The organism is Mesorhizobium sp. P3_B5 (genome assembly GCF_056402815.1).
This window is the reverse complement of sequence record NZ_JBFUGR010000001.1, coordinates 55,371-73,466: the sequence shown is the minus strand read 5'-3', so window position 1 is coordinate 73,466 and position 18,096 is coordinate 55,371. Positions and strand designations below refer to the sequence as shown.

The 18,096-nt window shown below is 58.7% G+C and carries 18 protein-coding genes; 2 read left to right on the top strand and 16 right to left on the bottom strand.

All coding sequences use genetic code 11. The features are described 5' to 3' along the window. Positions 1–26 precede the first annotated feature (26 nt). The 10 genes from AC1DVW_RS00370 to AC1DVW_RS00325 all read right to left on the bottom strand — a co-directional run bounded on the left by AC1DVW_RS00370 (position 27) and on the right by AC1DVW_RS00325 (position 10,209). Positions 27–2,690 carry a glycosyltransferase family 2 protein gene (locus AC1DVW_RS00370; RefSeq protein ID WP_477320662.1) on the bottom strand — a complete coding sequence of 888 codons (2,664 nt, stop codon included), beginning with the start codon at positions 2,688–2,690 and terminating at the stop codon, positions 27–29. A gap of 14 nt (positions 2,691–2,704) precedes the next feature. Beyond that, the gene (locus AC1DVW_RS00365; RefSeq protein ID WP_477320661.1) at positions 2,705–3,457 is read right to left on the bottom strand and encodes an ABC transporter ATP-binding protein; all 753 of its coding nucleotides are present in this window, start codon (positions 3,455–3,457) and stop codon (positions 2,705–2,707) included. Continuing rightward, positions 3,454–4,251, bottom strand: coding sequence for an ABC transporter permease (locus tag AC1DVW_RS00360; RefSeq protein WP_477320660.1), 798 nt, complete (start codon positions 4,249–4,251; stop codon positions 3,454–3,456). Before AC1DVW_RS00360 ends, AC1DVW_RS00365 begins: the two co-directional genes overlap by 4 nt. Further along, a complete protein-coding gene (locus AC1DVW_RS00355) occupies positions 4,248–4,751 on the bottom strand; it encodes a GNAT family N-acetyltransferase (protein ID WP_477320659.1) in 504 nt (167 codons plus the stop codon). The genes AC1DVW_RS00360 and AC1DVW_RS00355 overlap by 4 nt, the downstream gene beginning before the upstream one ends. Continuing rightward, a complete protein-coding gene (locus tag AC1DVW_RS00350) occupies positions 4,748–5,875 on the bottom strand; it encodes a DegT/DnrJ/EryC1/StrS family aminotransferase (RefSeq protein ID WP_477320658.1) in 1,128 nt (375 codons plus the stop codon). Before AC1DVW_RS00350 ends, AC1DVW_RS00355 begins: the two co-directional genes overlap by 4 nt. Further along, a complete protein-coding gene (gene rfbD, locus AC1DVW_RS00345; RefSeq protein ID WP_477320657.1) occupies positions 5,875–6,810 on the bottom strand; it encodes a dTDP-4-dehydrorhamnose reductase in 936 nt (311 codons plus the stop codon). The genes AC1DVW_RS00350 and rfbD overlap by 1 nt, the downstream gene beginning before the upstream one ends. Beyond that, positions 6,807–7,889 (bottom strand): dTDP-glucose 4,6-dehydratase, encoded by a 1,083-nt coding sequence (gene rfbB, locus AC1DVW_RS00340; RefSeq protein WP_477320656.1) that lies wholly within the window; start codon positions 7,887–7,889, stop codon positions 6,807–6,809. Before rfbB ends, rfbD begins: the two co-directional genes overlap by 4 nt. Before the next feature lie 25 nt (positions 7,890–7,914). After that, positions 7,915–8,469, bottom strand: coding sequence for a dTDP-4-dehydrorhamnose 3,5-epimerase (rfbC, locus tag AC1DVW_RS00335; protein ID WP_477320655.1), 555 nt, complete (start codon positions 8,467–8,469; stop codon positions 7,915–7,917). Between the two features lies 1 nt (position 8,470). After that, positions 8,471–9,352 (bottom strand): glucose-1-phosphate thymidylyltransferase RfbA, encoded by an 882-nt coding sequence (rfbA, locus tag AC1DVW_RS00330; RefSeq protein ID WP_477320654.1) that lies wholly within the window; start codon positions 9,350–9,352, stop codon positions 8,471–8,473. A 263-nt stretch (positions 9,353–9,615) separates the two neighbouring features. Continuing rightward, positions 9,616–10,209 carry a biotin transporter BioY gene (locus AC1DVW_RS00325; RefSeq protein WP_477320653.1) on the bottom strand — a complete coding sequence of 198 codons (594 nt, stop codon included), beginning with the start codon at positions 10,207–10,209 and terminating at the stop codon, positions 9,616–9,618. 116 nt (positions 10,210–10,325) lie between these two features. Between AC1DVW_RS00325 and AC1DVW_RS00320 the strand changes: the two genes are divergently transcribed. Beyond that, positions 10,326–11,234, top strand: a complete 909-nt coding sequence (locus tag AC1DVW_RS00320) for an MBL fold metallo-hydrolase (RefSeq protein WP_477321549.1) — start codon at positions 10,326–10,328, stop codon at positions 11,232–11,234. 36 nt (positions 11,235–11,270) lie between these two features. Here AC1DVW_RS00320 and AC1DVW_RS00315 read toward each other — a convergent pair whose 3' ends face one another. Genes AC1DVW_RS00315 through AC1DVW_RS00295 form a run of 5 tightly spaced genes read right to left on the bottom strand, consistent with a single transcriptional unit; the run spans position 11,271 to position 15,991 of the window. After that, positions 11,271–12,191: a phosphorylase family protein gene (locus AC1DVW_RS00315; RefSeq protein WP_477320652.1), complete on the bottom strand. Its 921-nt coding sequence runs from the start codon at positions 12,189–12,191 to the stop codon at positions 11,271–11,273. 14 nt (positions 12,192–12,205) lie between these two features. Beyond that, positions 12,206–12,997, bottom strand: a complete 792-nt coding sequence (locus AC1DVW_RS00310) for an ABC transporter permease (RefSeq protein WP_477243622.1) — start codon at positions 12,995–12,997, stop codon at positions 12,206–12,208. Then, the gene (locus AC1DVW_RS00305) at positions 12,990–13,877 is read right to left on the bottom strand and encodes an ABC transporter permease (protein ID WP_477243620.1); all 888 of its coding nucleotides are present in this window, start codon (positions 13,875–13,877) and stop codon (positions 12,990–12,992) included. The genes AC1DVW_RS00310 and AC1DVW_RS00305 overlap by 8 nt, the downstream gene beginning before the upstream one ends. Continuing rightward, entirely contained in the window at positions 13,874–14,911 is a 1,038-nt protein-coding gene (locus tag AC1DVW_RS00300; protein WP_477244022.1) for an ABC transporter ATP-binding protein, read from the bottom strand. Before AC1DVW_RS00300 ends, AC1DVW_RS00305 begins: the two co-directional genes overlap by 4 nt. Positions 14,912–14,947: 36 nt before the next feature. Next, positions 14,948–15,991, bottom strand: a complete 1,044-nt coding sequence (locus AC1DVW_RS00295) for an ABC transporter substrate-binding protein (RefSeq protein WP_477243618.1) — start codon at positions 15,989–15,991, stop codon at positions 14,948–14,950. Between the two features lie 200 nt (positions 15,992–16,191). On the opposite strand from AC1DVW_RS00295, the gene AC1DVW_RS00290 reads away from it, so the two are divergent. Beyond that, positions 16,192–17,205, top strand: coding sequence for a LacI family DNA-binding transcriptional regulator (locus tag AC1DVW_RS00290; protein ID WP_477320651.1), 1,014 nt, complete (start codon positions 16,192–16,194; stop codon positions 17,203–17,205). 66 nt (positions 17,206–17,271) lie between these two features. On the opposite strand, the gene AC1DVW_RS00285 is transcribed toward AC1DVW_RS00290, so the two are convergent. Then, entirely contained in the window at positions 17,272–18,057 is a 786-nt protein-coding gene (locus AC1DVW_RS00285; RefSeq protein ID WP_477321547.1) for a DUF1499 domain-containing protein, read from the bottom strand. Positions 18,058–18,096: the final 39 nt, after the last annotated feature.

Here is an 18,096-nt window from a genome sequence, read left to right as displayed (position 1 = left end):
ACCATGGATCGTTCACGGCTTGCAGCCTATGATCGCTGTTGGACCGGTGTCGTCGAGACACCTCCGATTGCTCTCCCGTTGGCAACATTCTTCACAACTTGCGCCTTGTCGGCGTATTCGACCTTAGCAAACGGAGCAACCGCTTGGCGGGTCCAACCGAAACGGGAATAGGTCGCGAACTCCAGCGCGTAGACTGGCCACTTGGAGCGAGCAAATAAGCGAAGCTGCCATGTACCACCTTGTGGGACCACGGTTTCTTTCAGATCAAAGGTGATCGGAAACTGAAGGTTTACTGACTCAAGAGGAAGTCCCGATTGAGTTACAATTTTCCCATCAGGATCAACCAATTCTACCCCGACAAATCCCTCGTGAAAGCCCTCTGATGAAAACGCGCAGGAAATGCTCCGAAGCGTCCCGCTCTTAAGCAGAATCGGATACTCGACAAAATCTTTGTCCTGGATAGCATCCGACAATTCGAGATAGCTGTTCGCGGTTCGTATCCTGTTCGCCAGGATGTATTGACGAATGTCCTCGAAGGCAGGCGAGATACGAGGCCACAAATCCTCATGAGACAATCGCGGCTTGAACCGGCGATAACGCCGAATTCTTGATCTCAAAGAAGAGAGCTCAAGCAGGCTCATTCTAAGTGGCTCGGCATCCGGCGAGCTCGTACTGGCGGATGCCTTGGAAAAATACATCTCCTTCAACCGAGACTCCACAAGCGTCGGGTTGACGACCGGTGCATTTTCGAGAATCTCATTCAGAACAATCAAGTTCTGTTCGCCGGAAAAATGTGTCCGGCAGAAGGTTGCGTTCGCCTGCTTATAGCGGTCCCAAGTTTCACGGGTCGAGATGATCTCCTTCAATGCGAGGAACCATGCTCTCGGTTCTTGAGACGGTTCCACTCTTATTGCAGAGGCATCAAACTCGGGCGTGTCGTAGGGCTCATCATTCGGAACGACGAGCAGTGCGTTGAGAAGATATGCGCATAGCGCGACATTCAACGTTTTATATTTGTTGTTGGCCGTTTGGCTCGGAGAATGAACAACAATGTCTGGGTTGTACTCAGAAATCTGCAATACGGCACGATTCCAATCAACGTCAAACGGAAGCAGTGTAATTTCAAAGTTTTCGTCCTGAATACCTATTTCCTTGAAATTATCGTAGTCCTCAGGAAAGCATCCCCCAACTACGATATGTATCTTACATGTTTTGTCTGCTATTTGTCTAAGCGCCGGCAATACATAATCTTTAAGGCCACGATGCCGATGTTTGCCACCAACGGACGCAATTGTCAGTCCAGCTCCAGTCTTTCTTTTGGCGACTGGAAGCTTTGGTGGGGAGGCTGCATAGCTAATTGGGAAGATGCATACATTCTTATGCAGAAGATTCGCCTCAAAATACTCGGCAAGTCGAGAGGTACTGACAAGAACCCCGGAAAAATTTCTGAGTTTTAGGCGAATGGCATTCAAAGAGAAATCTTCGATATCCTTATATGACTCCTTCAAAACAAGTTCCATAATATTATCGTCGATAAAGTAATACATAGGTATTCCGAGCTTTACTGCGGCATCAATCCAGTCGCCATGCACGTCAAAATGCCTGACGACGATGATGCATGAGGCGTGTGCTAGTTCAGAGAGCGGAAATCCGCCCTGAGAACGTATGATGCGCATGCTTCCGCGCACCGCTCGTGGGAGATAATCGAAACAAAGCGTCGTGGAAGCGTCATGACGCTGGGTCAAAACAAATATCGATTTGTCTTGCGCCGCTCCTCGGAGTGATGATTCTTCACTCAACCAAGGGCGATTAGTAATGTGATTTGCTGCAAGGTCCTCAATTGTGCCGGTTGTTCGGCTGGAGATACCCAGCCTCGACGAAAATACGTCAACTTCGAGAATATCATTGGGAGCAAGGCTTCTCTGTCCCGAGCGCATCCACTCTTCGCTGGCGCCGGGAACCAGCGCGTATGTTTTACCAAGTGAATCATCCGTTGCCGGGCCGGTGACTTCGCCAACGTCAACATTTACATGTTGCAGCAAATAGCGCTCGCCTACTCTGCGCCAAAGGTCCCAATCACAGATTCGCGACATGACAATATGAGGATCGTAGAACCCTATGTCTTCGATAACAAACCGCGGAAGCAAGACAGCGCAGTTTGGAATCGAGTTCCAGCTCCGTAGATTAAAGTAGTTTAGCGGCTGTCCTAGCCTTCCCAAATGGACGACTGAAGATCCGCGCTCCATCGCGCGTGTTACGACCTGTCCGTAGCAAACACGGCCAGGGTTCTCGAGGCTATGTTCGAGCAGTTTCTCTAGCGCGTCCGCATAGAAGAAATCGTCATCGAAGGCGAACGCAATGAAGTCGGCCCGGGCCTTGGTGAAAGCCTCGAATTCGGAGACGGCAGGCAACCCGATGTTGCGCGGATGTCTTAGGCAGCTCACGCGCCCGTCTTTGCGCATAAACTCTGCGATCTGGTCGGCGGTGCCATCAGTGCTTGCATCGTCGATGATGATGAGCTCGATATCTTCCAGCGTTTGTTCGAGAACGGATTCAACCGCCTTGCGGAATAGCCCGCTTGCGCCCCGCCGGTAAGTCGGCAGCAAGACGGAAATAGCCGGCTTATGATCGTCCGAATACCCGAAGCCAGGCGTCCAGAGGGTGTCCTTAATAATGTCTCTGACTTTCATCGGAATTCAGCCAATCATGTGTTTGGTAAATTAGCGCGCGAGTAGCAATCAAGAACCTCAGACGTTTCTCCATCCATGCGAACACCACCTGCTTCAAGCCAGATGGTCCGCTTGCAAAAAGATTCCAGGAGAGGCGCCGCATGGCTTGCGAAGACAAGTATCTTGCCTTGCTCCATGAATTCGTACATCCGGCGCTTGGCCTTGTCCGCGAACCTGATGTCGCCAGCGCCCATCACCTCGTCGATCAACAAAATCTCGGGGTTGATGCTGGTCGACACGGCGAAGGCGAGACGGACAAACATTCCGGCCGAATAGGTGCGAACGGGATAATCCAGAAACTCTCCGAGTTCAGTGAACGCCCCGATCTCAGGCAATTTTTCCTCGATCTCTGCGGGCGACATGCCAAGCAGCAGGCCGCGGATACGAATATTGTCCCAACCGGACTGGTTCATCTCGAAACCGGTCGCAAATTCGAACATCGGGCAAACATGGCCCCGCACAGTGACTCTTCCGGACGTAGGAGGGTAGATCTTCGCCATGACTTTCAGCAGCGTGCTTTTGCCGGCGCCATTGAGGCCGATCAGGCCTACCCGTTCGCCGCTTCCGATCCTGAGGTTCACCTGACGAAGCGCGTCTACGCTGTAGGTGAATGAGTTCGGGTTTCGACCAGTCAGGCGGGCAGCGAGCAAGTCCTTGAAGCCGCCGCTGTTGCGATCGCCCTCAAAGCGAATTCCTACCTCCTCGAGATTGATTGTGAGGTCGGTCAAAGCAGGAAAACCAAACGGTTGTCGAGGCGGCGGGCAACGGCTGCTGCAACAACCCAAACCACGAAAGCATATAATGTCGCAAAGGCGTAGTTCTCAAAAGGAGGAAATCCCCCTTCAAGAATGGGATGGCGAACAATATCTATCAGGTAGTAGAGTGGATTGTACTGATACACGAAATCGAGATGCTTGGCCTGAAGCACCTTGATCGGGAACATGATTGGGGTGACGAAAAAGATAACCTGAAGGATTCCCGCCAGCGCAAAAGGCAAATCTCTGAAACGGGTTCCGACATATGCTGAAATTACGATGTGGCCGAGGGCAGCAATCAATAACAGGCAAAGCCCAGGAACGGCGAATACCCAGCCCACGATGCTGAAGTTGTGAAATATGAGCTGCATCGGAATTATCGCCGAGAAGCCGATCAACAAGACGATGCTGTACGCAACAAGAGCCCGCAAAAGATAAATTTGTTTGGGGTAAGAGAATTGCTTGATGTAGCCCTCGGACCCAACGAAAGCCGCGCCGGCTTCGACGAATGATGAAAGCAGGAACCCCCAAATGACAAAGCCCGTGATCAAAAAGGGCAAAAAATCGGCCATTGGCTGGCCGAACATAACGCCATAGACAAAGCCAGCGCCGCCGACGAAGAACGCCAGATTCAACAGAATCCACAAAGGGCCAATAAATGAACGTCGGAAGCGCGCCTTGATGTCTTGAACGCCCAGGAAGGTCCAGACTCGCCAAAGCTTCAGCGACGCCAACGCGTCGTTGTAGAGCTGCTCGCTTGGTATCATTCGATCTCGCCTCTAGTGAGGCCCATGCGGACCAGGCCGTCGGAGCGGCTTTCCTCGACGAAGCCGCATCGAGCGTAGAGCCCGATAGCCCTTGTATTTTGCTCCATCACTTCAAGAAACACATAGGGCAATTTGAGGACATGAGTTCCGAAACGCACGAGTTCCGAGCACGAGCGCTTTATATAGCCATTCCCAGCCATTTCCGGAGCAACCAGAAATCGCCCGATCTCGGCGCTTCCGTCGTTGCGATCGATATCGTAGATCCCGCATTGGCCGACCGGCCGGCCGGCAGCTTCAACCAGAAAGAAAAAGTCATCCTCCTTTTGGAGGTAGCGCTTGTACCAGGCAAGGTGGCTGTCAAATGTGAGTTTATCGGACGTCTTGAACCACGTACGTGCGTCGTCACGATTGCGCCAATCGAGAAGCGTCTTGAGATCTCGCTCTTCCACAAGCCTCAAGACAATCGTGCCGTCTCCAAAGGGAGCAAGTTGCTGTTTCATTGAGCGTATTTGAGAACCAATTCTGAAACCAGATCCACATCCGCCTTGGTCATCCGAAGATGTAGCGGCAGCGAAATGATTTCCTTGCTTGCGGCCGCCGCATTCGGGCAGGTGCCCGCCGCGAAGGCGTACATCCGGTAGTCAGTGTTGTCGCGATAATGAACGCCGGGATAGACACCGTGCTCGTTGAGGGCAAGCATCAGATTGTCGCGGTTCTGAATCCGAATCTGGAGAAGGTGCTGGGCAGACTCACAACCCTCCACGGTCTGAACCACATTGACATGGTTGTGACCCTCAAGATGCTGACGATACCAGATTGCCAGTTGACGCCGGAAAGCGTTATCGACATCAAGATATTTCAGCTGAACGATGGCAATCGCAGCCATGATCGAGTTGCCGTGATATTTGTAGCCAACCTCCTCGACATCATACATCCATTTGTAGGCGCCCTGGGCAGCCGTGCGGGCATATGTGTCCTTGTTGATACCCAGCCAGGTTAGTTTGCGAACGCGCTCATCGTCCTCCGCTTCCTTGAAGCAGATCATTCCTGAATCGGCGGTAGGAAGGTTCTTGACGGCCTGAAAACTGAATATCGTCGCATCTGCATCACTGCCAATGTGCGTTCCGTTGACCCGCGTGCCTGACATATGGGCCGCATCGAGCACCAGCTTGATGTCATGCGCGCGACAAATCTCCAGTATCTTTTGATACCGGCCCGTATTGCCTCCCATGCCAACGAATATCAGCGCTTTTGTTTTGTCGGTGATTCGCTTGAGCACGCTTTCGGGGTCGAGGCAGAGGTATTCATCGACGTCTGCGAAGACCGGCTTGAGGCCTGCATAGAGAATTGCGTGATTGGTCGAAACGAAAGTCAACGGCGTCGTGATGACTTCATCATCGTCGCTCCATCCGTGCTTGGATTTGAAAAGCTCAAAAGCCAAGTGAAGTCCGACCGTGTTGGAGTTCAGGAAGTGGGCGTGCGGAAGTCCGGTATAGGTCTTCCACGCCGTCTCAAACTCGGCAGTCTTGAAGCCAAGGCCTGTCCATCCTTTTTCAAGACACTCACGGATTTCCGACAGGCATTCTTCAATGCGGAAATTCGGAACAAATAACTGAACTGCCATCAAAATTCTCCGGTGACGCCTGCTGGTTCATAAGGTCCGCGCCGGTCTCGTTCGTCAGCCAGGAGACGAGACACGACCTCTTCGGTGGAACGGTGCCAATCGGGCGCTGTCCATCCGAATGTGGCTGCGAATTTTGTCGTCGAGAGGCGTGAATTGGCGGGACGCCGCGCTTTGGTCGGGTAGTCCGCCGTAGTGATATCCCGCACTCGCGCGTAAGGACCACCATGCGCCTTGCTTGTGCCCAGGATATGACGGGCAAAGCCGCTCCAGTTGGTCTCGCCGGTGCCAGTAAGGTGGTAGATGCCGTAGCCCTCAAAGCCCTTGGCGCTATGCAGCATTGCCGCCGACAGCAGGATTGCGTCGGAGAGATCGAGCGCCGAAGTCGGGTTCCCCCACTGGTCGGCCACCACCGCTATCTCGTCGCGATCGGCGGCGAGCCACAGCACAGTTTTGACGAAATTCTTGCCGAACGGGCTATAGGCCCAAGCCGTGCGCAGGATCAGATGGCGCGGATTGGCCTTGGCCACTGCTTGTTCTCCGGCAAGCTTGGAGGCGCCGTAAACATTACGCGGAGCCGTCGCGTCGGTCTCGACATAGGCGCCGTCCTTCGTGCCGTCGAAGACATAGTCGGTCGAAAGATGGATGACGGGCACGCCGAGCTGGGCGGCAGCCTCGGCGACGTTGCCGGCACCGACGGCGTTCACCGCGAAGGCGAGATCAGGCTCGTCCTCGGCCTGGTCGACATTGGTGTAGGCGGCAGCCGACACCACTATGTCCGGTCGCGATGCCGCGAGTGCTTCGAACACTGTGTCGGGCCGCGCCAGATCGAGCGCTGGCCGGCCGATGGCGACGACCTCGACGCCATCGCGCCGTTGTCCGGCCTCCAGCAGGCTGGCGGCGACCTGACCGTCGCGTCCGGTGACAACCAGCCTCACGCCGCGCCCTTCCTGCCTTCGGCCTGGCCGTGGCCCAGCCGCTCGCCGGCATAGCGCTGTTCGCGGATCGGCGCCCACCACCATTTGTTGCCGAGGAACCAGTCGACCGTCCTTGCCAGGCCGCTGTCGAAACTTTCAGCCGGCGTCCAGCCGAGCTCACGGCCGATCTTGGAGGCGTCGATCGCATAGCGGCGGTCGTGGCCGGGGCGGTCGGTGACGAAATTGATCAGGTCGCGATGGCTTTTGCCGCCTTTTCGAGGCCGCCTGATGTCAAGCAGGTCGCAGATGGTCTCGACGACGCCCAGATTCGTCCGCTCCGAATTGCCGCCGACATTGTAGCTTTCGCCCGGCCTTCCCCTGGTCGCAACAAGCTCCAGCGCGCGCGCATGGTCCTCGACGAACAGCCAGTCGCGCACGTTGGCGCCGGCGCCATAGACCGGCAACGGCTTCTCGTCGAGCGCGTTCAGGATGACCAGCGGGATGAGTTTTTCAGGAAAATGGTAGGGCCCGTAATTGTTCGAGCAATTGGAGAGCACGACCGGCAGGCCATAGGTCTCGTGCCAGGCCCTTACCAGATGGTCCGAGGCCGCCTTCGAGGCGGAATATGGCGAGGATGGTGCGTAGGGCGTTTCTTCGACAAACATGCCGCTGTCGAAGGGAAGATCGCCAAACACCTCGTCCGTCGAAACATGATGGAAGCGAAAACGGCCTTGCCGCTCTTCGGGAAGGCCACGCCAATAGTCCAGGGCGGAATTCAGAATGCGATAGGTGCCGACGATGTTGGTCTCGATGAAGGCGCCGGGTCCGTCGATCGAGCGGTCGACATGGCTTTCGGCGGCGAGATTCATGACGACGTCGATCTCGTCGCGATGCAGGATCTCGAGAACCGCTCGCTCGTCGCAAATGTCGGCTCGCTCGAACTTATAGTTGTGCGCATTCTCGATCGGCCGCAGCGAGGCAAGGTTTCCCGCATAGGTCAGCTTGTCGAGGTTGGTCACCCGGTAGGCCGGATTGGCGCACAAATGCCGGCACACCGCCGAACCGATGAAGCCGGCACCGCCAGTCACCAGAAAATTCATGCCGCTCTCCTTATGCGAGCATCTCTCACGCAAACACCTCCGCCATGCCAAGCGTCGGCGCCTTGAGGTCCTTGTCCGAAAGCTGAAACCCGCCATGGATCGAAGGCCATTCAATGCCGATGGCAGGGTCGTCGAAACGGATCGATCGGTCATGCGCCGGTGAATAGGTGTCGGTTACCTTATACAGAACCTCGGTGTCCGGTACGAGCGTGACAAAGCCGTGCGCGAAGCCCTTTGGCACCAGAATCTGGTTGCCCTTGTCGGCCGATATCTCGAGGGCGACCCATTTTCCAAAGCTCTTCGAGCCGCGGCGGATATCGACCGCAACGTCGAGGATGCTGCCGCGGATAACACGCAGCAGCTTGTCCTGCGCGCGTGGTGAGAGCTGATAGTGCAGCCCCCTCAAAACACCGGCGGCAGCGGAATAAGAATGATTGTCCTGCACGAAACGCAAGTCGATGCCGGCCTCTGCAAAGCTCTCGGCATTCCAGGTTTCGATGAAGAAGCCGCGCGCGTCGCCGTGTCGCCTGGGGACGATCTCCAGCACTCCGTCGAGGCCGAGTGGCCTGATCTCCAGCACCCTAGTTCTCCGTCAACTCGGTGACGCGCCTGCGCAGATAGGCGGCATATTCGTTCTTCCCCAGCCGCGTGGCGCGCTGCAGAACCTTGTCCGCCGTCAGCCAGCCTTGCTCGAAAGCGATTTCTTCCGGACAGGCGACCTTGATGCCCTGGCGGTGCTCGATCGTGCGCACGAAGGAAGAGGCTTCATGCAGGCTGTCATGCGTGCCGGTGTCGAGCCAGGCATAGCCACGGCCGAGCTGATGAACATGCAGCAGCCCGCGTTCGAGGTAGACGTTGTTGACCGCCGTGATCTCGAGTTCGCCGCGCTCCGAGGGGCGGATTGTCGAAGCGATGTCGACGACCTCGTTGTCGTAGAAATAGAGGCCGGTGACGGCCCAATTGGATCGCGGCTTTTGCGGCTTTTCCTCGATCGTCAAGGCGGTGCCGCTGACCTTGTCGAACGAGACCACGCCGTAGCGCTGCGGATCGTCGACATGATAGGCGAACACCGATGCGCCGCCTTCGCGCGCCGCTGCGTCGCGGCAGAGCTGCGACAGGCCCTCGCCGAAATAGATATTGTCGCCAAGAATCATCGACACGCTGTCCTTACCGATGAAATCGCGGCCGATGATGAAGGCTTCGGCAAGGCCGTTGGGATGATGCTGCTCGGCATAGGACAGGTCGAGCCCGAATTCCGAACCGTCGCCGAGCAACTCCCGGAAAATCGGCAAGTCTCGCGGTGTCGAGATAATCAGAATCTCGCGAATTCCCGCGAGCATCAATACGCTCAGCGGGTAATAGATCATCGGCTTGTCATATATTGGAAGGATTTGCTTAGAGATCGCTAATGTTAGCGGATAAAGACGCGTTCCACTGCCTCCAGCAAGGATTATTCCTTTCAAAAAGCTCTCCTTGAATTGCCGAGGCCCCCGCCAGGAAATCAAGTTGCTCGTGCTTAGGGTTTCGCGCCATGGCTTGTCAATCTCGACCGGCCATCATCCGCCAGATGATGGCGATTGCAAGATGGGCGTCGGTATCCATCCTGAACCGGTGCTCACACGCTTAACGCCGACCTGCCCCCGTTTGATCGGCGGCCCGGCAGGCGGCGGCATGAAAAAAGCCGGCAGGCCTGGCGCCTGCCGGCTTTTTCATGGATCGGATGATTTCAGGAGCTTTTCGGCAGCAGCGACCAGGCGGCCGGCACAAGGCTCGCGGCGAGCGCAACTTTGATCAGGTCGCCGACGACAAAGGGCAGGACGCCGAACTGCCACGACTTTTCCGGGCCGATCAAAAACGCCAGCCAGGCAAAGCCCATCGCCATCATGACGATTTCGGCGACCAGCATCGCGTTGAAAAGCTTGACCGGATGGCGATCCCAGCCGCGATCGGCCGCCCAGCCGACGATCGCCGCCATGACCACGAAGCCGGCGAGATAGCCGCCGGTCGAGCCGAGCATATAGGCGATGCCGATGCCCTTTTCCGGCGTGCTCTGGAACACCGGGAAGCCCATGGCGCCTTCGGCCATGTAGAGAAGCAGCGTGCCGACGCCAAGGCGCAGGCCGAACGCCGCGGCGATCAGCAACACGGCGAGCGTCTGCATCGAGATGTCGACCGGTCCGAGCACAACTTTCGTCTTGGCCGACAAGGTCAACAGCAGAGTGCCGGCGATCGCCAGCAAAAGCTGCGTTGCCAGGCGGGCCGCGCCCTCTTGCGGCAGAGCGAGAGAAACAAGCGGACGCATCGTCGTTGCAATTGCCATGGTCTACCCCATTCCGGATTGCCGCTGATTGCGGCCTCGCGTTTTCCTATATTGGCTTCCGTGCTATGCGGCAATCGGTTTTGCCGCCACCGGAAACAGGGTTGAACAACGTCCTCATGGCCCTCAAATTCGATACGAGCTTCGATCCCCGCTACGGCCATGGCGTCACTGTCGCGCCCGACGTCCAGCGCGTCACTGCCAAAAACCCGAGCCCGTTTACCTTTCACGGCACCAACAGCTACGTCATCGGACGCGAGACGCTGGCGGTGATCGATCCGGGTCCGGATGACGACGCACATCTCAGGACACTGCTCGAGGTGATCGCAAACCGGCCGGTCAGCCATATTTTCGTCAGTCACACGCATCGCGACCATTCCCCACTGGCAGCCCGGCTGAAGCAGCGCACCGGCGCCATCGTGCTGGCCGAAGGCCCGCATCGCCCGGCAAGACCGTTGCGCATCGGCGAGCTCAATCCGCTCGACGCCAGCGCCGACACCGCTTTCGTTCCGGATATCGCACTCGCCGACGATACGGTGGTCGACGGCGACGGCTGGGCGCTGAGAACGGTGCTCACGCCAGGCCATACCGCCAATCACGCGGCTTTTGCGCTAGAAGGAACCGGAATCCTGTTCCCGGCCGATCATGTGATGGCGTGGGCGACCTCCATCGTCGCGCCGCCCGACGGCGCCATGGCCGACTACATGGCTTCTCTGGACCGCCTGATCGAGCGCGGTGACCGTCTGCTATTGCCCGGCCATGGTGGGCCGGTCGGCGCCCCGCGCAGCTTCATGCGTGGCCTGAAAACCCATCGCAAGATGCGCGAGCGGGCGATCCTGGAGCGGATCAGGGGCGGCGACCGGACGATCAAGGATATGGTCGAGGCGATCTACAGGGATACCGACCCGCGCCTCCATGGCGCCGCCGGCCTGTCGGTGCTTGCCCATCTGGAAGACTTGGTGGCGCGCGGCCTGGTCAGCACCGACGGCGACCCGGCCATCGACAGCATTTTTGTGCCGGTGGGTTAGACCTCGGCACGCGTTCGCGCCACACCGCTGACAAACTCAGAAACGGCTGGAGCGCTCTGCTGGTTGAGGCGATTTCAAACCATGGCAAGAGCATTCCGGATTGACCGGAAGTCGTGCCGCGGTGTCCAGCGCGACCCGCGATGCCGTCATGGAGAGGCTCGGCAACACGTCCTCCTGCAGCAATTTCTGGCGATTGCGGTCCATGTAGTCGTTGAAGCCGGCGGTGACGAATGCCAAGGGCACGAAACATGCACCGATCTCGCGCGACAAGGTCGCCTCTGGGGCGATCGAATGGTTGAGCACATCCGCCCCCATGCTGCGAAACGCCAAGGCTTCGGCGGGAGTTGTCAGTCGCGGCCCGTAGCAGTGGGCAGCGACCAATTGCTGTTCGATGCCATGAACGCGGCATTCGGCAGGCCAATGGCGCCGGGCGGTTTCGACCAACAATGCCGCACATCTTGGACATACGATCTGCTTGCCCGAGCAGTCGAAGCTCTGGCGGCCAGGCAGCAGTGAAAACGGGGTCTGCGACAGTTCGATGATATCGGCGTTCACCACCATGTCTCCGGGCTGGATCGCCTTGTTGACGGCGCCGATGGTCGAACAGGCCAGCACTTGCCTTACACCCGCCTGCATCAAGACCCAGAACGCGCGGCGATGGCAGGAATGGTCGATATGGTCGCGCGGATTGCCGTGCGAATACATGCACAAGGCATGTTTCGCTTGGCCTTCGGCTGTAATCGATGCATCGAACTCAAGAAGCTTCCAGTTGTCGGAACGACCGAAAGGCGTTTCAAAACTCATGTCGCGCCGCAAGGTGTGCACGCCCTCGAATTCGACATCTTCCGGGAAGGCAAGCCCCCAGTTTGCCGAGCCGGTGATGATCGCCAACCCGACCTGGGGTATGTCTGATGATTGGTCCGCCGGAGCACCGGCTGCGCGATGATTTGTGGGCATTTTTCCAGTCTCGGTCAGGATTTTTGGCGAAGGGTCACAATCAGGACGACGGCCACGACGATGACGGTCCATAATGTCGAGATCGCCGCAATGGTCGGATCGATCTGATCGCGCAGCGACAGGAACATGAGCTTCGGCAGCGTGCTGTTTTGACCGCTGGCGACGAAGATCGAAATCACGGACTCGTCAAGCGAGGTCAGGAAGGCCATCAGCGTGGCCGACAGCAGACTGATCTGAAGCTGCGGGACAATTATGCCGCCAATGGCTCTCGCCCAGTTTGCGCCGAGGCTGCGCGCCGCCTGAACCTGGTTCCAGTCAAAGCGGGCCAGAGCCGGCAGCAACACAATGCACGCGACCGGAATGGCCAGCACCACGTGTCCGACCAGCACACCGAACAGCGTTCCGACCAGGCGTTGCGCCGCCAGAACAAAGAACAGACCGATCGCCAGCAGGATGCCCGGCACGACGGACGGGGTGAGCAGAACGCCCTGAATGGCTACGGCGGCCTTTCCGCCGAGCCTGTTCATCGAGATGCAGGCCAGCAACCCCAGGGGCACTGCGATCATCGCCGTCAATGTCCCGAGGATCAGGCTCGTCCTGAGTGCGGCCATCCATGTCGCCGAACCGAAGAAAGTCTCGTACCAGCGCAACGAGTATGCGCGTGGTGGGAACTCGAGAAGATTGGACGACGAAAAGGAGAGCGGGACGACGACCAGCGTCGGCAGCATCAGGAACGCCATCACGAGCGCGCAAAAGCTCCACAGGAGGATGCGGGCCAGCCTGTTGTCTGGATAGGCTTCAAGCATGGGCTGTACCGATCTTGAGCCCGGCAATCAGCCGCCGTGCAGCCAGGAACATCACACCCACCAACGCCATCAAGATGAGGAGCAGAATACCCAGGACGCTCGCCGATCCCCAATCCTGAAAGGTCGACAGCGTGCGCTCTATCCGGATGGAGAGAGGATTTACCTTGCCGCCGCCAAGCACCGCCGGCGTGATGAAGAAACCTATGGTGTAGATGAAGACGATGATCGAACCCGAGAAGATGCCGCCGGCTGAAAGCGGCAGAATGACGGTGCGGATCGTTTGCCCGAGCGTGGCGCCCATGCTCGCCGACGCGCGGACGAGGTTTGCGTCGATATCGCGCATCGCGGCATAAACGGGCAGCAGGAAGAGCGGCAGCATGTAGTGAACCATGCCGATGAGTGTTCCCGTGAAGTTGTAGACCAGCGGCAATGGCTCGGCTGTCAGGCCTGAGCCGGTCAAAGCCGCGTTGATCAGGCCATCGCGCCGCAAGAGCACGAGCCAGCCATAGGTGCGCACCAGAATGGAGGTCCACAAGGGCAGCATGACGAAGGCCATCAGCAGATTGGCCACCCTCGGTCTGGCGCTGGCTAGGGCGAGTGCCAGGGGGGTACCGAGTAGAATGCAGATCGCCAGCGTGCCCAGGGATAGCTCAAGCGTTGTGACGAGCGCCGACCATGTCAGTCCGCTCGAAAGCACCTTCTCGTAATTGCCGACCGTGTATTCGCCCCCCGTGGTCAGGAAGGATTGCCGGATGATCCAGACGATGGGCAGGATCGCCGCCAGTCCAACGATGACAAGCGCGGGCAGTGAAAGCGAGAGGAAGAACCGCCGCTCGCGTCGAGCGTCTGCCGCCAGCGCGGGATCGGCGATGACGGTCACGCTCTCGCTCCCGGTATCGCGTGAACTTTCGCTGCTGGTGCATAGGCGGTCACCCGCTGACCGGCGGCAAGTTCGGCGCAGCCACTGGCCAGCGCCGCCGGAATGCAGACAAGAATCTCCTGCCCGCCGTCAAGCGCCAGCGTCAAAAGCCAGTTTTCGCCGCGAAACGCCTTGGCGCGTAGCGTTCCCTCAAGCGCCACCCCGTCTCGCCCAACCAGCTTTGCATCGAGGTGGAAGCTTTCCGCGCGGATCATCAGAGCTTCGCTTGACGCATCGGTGCCGTCTATTCTGCGCAGCGAGCCCGGGGCCACAATGTTGGCCTCGCCCATGAACTCCGCGACGAAGCGGGTCGATGGACGATCATAAATCCGCTGCGGCGTGTCGATCTGCTGAATGCGGCCGGAATTCATCACCGCAACCCGGTCGGACATGATCAGCGCTTCGCGCTGGTCATGCGTCACATAGATGGTGGTGATCCCCAGATCATCGTGCAGACGCCGGATCTCGTACTGCATTGTTTCGCGCAGATTCTTGTCGAGCGCCGACAACGGCTCATCCATCAGCATCACGCGTGGTTCGAAGACGATCGCCCGTGCCAGCGCCACTCGCTGGCGCTGTCCGCCGGACAATGCGGCAATGTTGCGCTCGGCCAAACCTTCGAGCTTCACGCGAGCCAAGGTGTCGAGTGCCCGCTGGCGGGCCTCGGCTTTCGGAGTCTTGCGCAGCACCAAGGGATACTCGACGTTTGCCAGAACGTTCATGTGGGGAAACAAGGCGTAGTTCTGGAACACTATGCCGATGTCGCGCTTGTTGGGGGCCAGACGGGTAATGTCGCGATCGTCCAACAGGAGCCTGCCGGAATCGGGCCGGACAAACCCGGCCAGAGCCATGAGCAGCGTGGTCTTGCCGGATCCGGATGGCCCGAGCAGCGTGAGGAATTCGCCAGCCTGAATGTCGAGCGAGACATCGTCCAGCGCGACGTACGACCCATAGGTCTTGCGCACGCTGTCGATGGTGATCGGGAGCGACTTCATCATGAGCTGCAGCCTTGGAGCTGATGAATTCGAGACTCAGCGGTTCATCATTTCATCGAAGGCCTTTTGGGCGGCCTCGCCGTTCTTGACCCACCAGTCTGCGTTCGAGAACACCGAAGTGCCGGCATTTTCAGGCGCGGTCGCCAGGGTCTTCAGACGGTCCTCGGGAATAAGGCCACCCTCATAGCCAGCAGGATTGACAGGACCATAGGCGATGAAGTCGGTCAGCTTCGCCACGCGCGCGGGCTGCGTCATCGCCGCGATGAGCTTCATGGCTGCTTCCTTGTTCGGCGCTCCCTTCGGCACCGCCAGACAGTCGGTGCCGATGACCGAACCCTTGAACGTGTAGTCAACCGTGCCGCCATCGGCTTTCACGGTCTGCGCCCGGCCGTTCCAGGTAACGACCAGATCCGCCTCGCCGTCTTTCAGCAACTGCGCGGACTGCGCTCCCGAAGTCCACCAGACCGAGACATTCGGTTTGATCGCCTCAAGCCGCTTGATGGCGCGCTCCAGACCCTCCGGCGTGCTGAGCACGGGATAGACGTCGGCGGGCGCCACGCCATCGGAGAGCAGCGCGATCTCGATCAAGTCCTGCGCATTGGCGCGCAGGGCGCGACGGCCCGGGAATTTGGCAACATCCCAGAACTCGGCCCAGGTCTTCGGCGAATTCTCGCCATAGGTCTTGGTGTTCCACGACATGACGGTGCCATAGGAGTCGAACGGATAGCAGTAGTCGGACTTCGCGCCGGCCGGCACGGAGTTGGCATCGATGATCTTGTAGTCGAGCGGCTCCAGCAGCGACTGTGCGGCCGCCTGCGCGCCTTCCGGCGAGCCGAGATGGATGATGTCGGTCGTAATAGCCCCCGAGGTGACCTGCATCTTCAGCGCGGCCAAGCCGTCGCTTTGCGTCTCCTCGCGGACATCATAGCCGAGCTCTTTTGCAGCGGGGGCCCACATGGCCTCCTTGATGGCGTTGCCGTAGTCGCCGCCCGCGGTGGTGATGGTGACTGTCTGGGCATAGACGGGCAAGGCTGCCGAGACCGCGATCGCTGCCAGGGAAATGCGTAGTAAACGGGACATGGTTTCTCCTCCTCCGGATTCATCAAAGTGCCGATAAGATCGGCTTTTTTGTTAATCGTAACGTTACGATTGCCGAAAACAGTCCGCGAGTCAAGCTGGTGCCAGGCAGGTCGGTTCAGGTTCGCCGAGCCTGGATTTGACCCTCGGATCGAATCCGGTAACGTTGCGATGCCCAGCAAGATCAGCCGGCGCTCTCGCAAATGAAGTCGGGCGATATGGCCAATCTAAAACAGATCGCGGCGGAACTTTCCCTTTCGGTGACCACGGTGTCCCGCGCTCTGAAGGATGGGCCGGAAGTGCTGCCCTCGACCATAGCCCGGGTCAAGGAGGCGGCGAAGCGGGTCGGCTATGTCCCAAATCATCATGGTCGCGCGCTGAAAACCGGACGAACCCTGACGCTTACGGCAGTGCTGCCGATGGAGACACGCGACTACCTTTCCGATCTGTTGAAGCTTCCCTTGATCGAAGGCATGACGCTGGCGGCGCGGCAAGCGGGTTATAGTCTGTCCATCTATTCGACCACGCCCGACGACGATCCCGTCGAGAGTGTGCAGCGGCAGCTTCAGGCGCGCAGCTCAGACGGACTGATCATCACCCGCATGGTGTCGGGTGATCCGCGCGTCAAGCTGCTGCTGGATGAACGCATGCCATTCGTCGCGTTTGGAAGAACCGACCTGGATACCGCGTATCCTTATGTCGATGTCGACAATGAACAGATTGCCTACGAGGCGACCCGTCGGCTCATGGACAAGGGCTGTCGACGCATTGCTCTGCAACTTCTCGTTCCGGAGGATCAGGCGAGCGCCATGCGTCTTTCCGGGTATAAAAGGGCGATGGCCGAGGCTGGACTTCCTATCGACCAATCGCTGATCGGTCATGGCATGTTCACCATGGAATCGAGCGCGGCCTGGTTCGATCGCCTGCTGGCGTCGTCAGATCCGCCGACGGGCCTGGCATGTGCCAACGAACTGGGCCTCCTGGGAGCGCTGCACGCTCTCGGCAAGCGGGGTCTTGAGCCTGGCCGTGACGTCCACATCGTCACTCGTGACAGCACGCGGCTTGCCCGCTTCCTGCCGGCGAAGATTGAAGTTCATTTCGTGGACATGGCGGGGGTCGGACGCAAACTTATCGAGATTCTGGAGCGCCGGATCATCAATCCGCTCGGGCCGGTGGAGACATTCTTGCTGCAAGGAAGATACGAGCCGGCCGAATAGTCTGGCCGCAGACTCAATCCGCATTTTTGGCAAGCGATTCCGATTGGTTGCCAGCTGCTCTGCATATCACTCAGCCGGCGCCGGCCCCACCTGGCCTGCAACCTCCTGGTCAAGTTCGGCCAGAAACTCGACGATACGCGCGGCGTTGTCGCCGAGGTCGTAGCGGCCGTAGCGCGAGGCCGAGCGCATGTCGACGATAACCGCATCGCCATCATCGGTCACCCGCACGGCAACGTCGGCGGGAAGACCGAGCACGAAGCCCTTGGCCACGGCGTCGATCGTCACCTCGCTTTGCCCATCCGTTGCCGGATATGGCCCGGCAAGCTCCCAGTCGCGCCGGTCGAGCACGGCTTCGACCGCGTCGACGACGGTTTCGAAAGGCAGATTGTAGCTGCGTCCGGTGACCAGCGGATAGGCCTCGGTCTGCAGGCGCTGCTCGCCTGGCGTGGGCGGCGAAAGCACGTTCATGTCCCTGGTCCGCTCAGTCGTGTCGAGCGCCGGTGGATTGTCGAAATCCGTCGAGATGTCGCGCAGCGGCGGGAATGTCGCCGCCCAGTAGGCGGCAACGCCGTAGGGCGCCAGCACCAGAAGTGCCAGCAAGGCGCCGACAGTCAAGTCGCGGCCGCCGCGATCGCCGAAATTCCACAGCCGGGAGAAGGCCAGCCCGGCCAGCAGCAGCGCAAAGGCGGCAAGCAATGCGACAATCGCCAGCACCCACAGGAAAGCCGGTGTTTCAACAAGGTCGAAGCGATGGCCGACAAGGACGGTCAGCAGCAGGACCACTGCAAAAGCAGCTATGCGCCGCGACCAGCCGGCCGACTTGGCCGTTTGCCGTTCAGGAATTTCCATGATGTTCCGTGCCACCCCAACCCGGATAGAGACTTAGAGCAT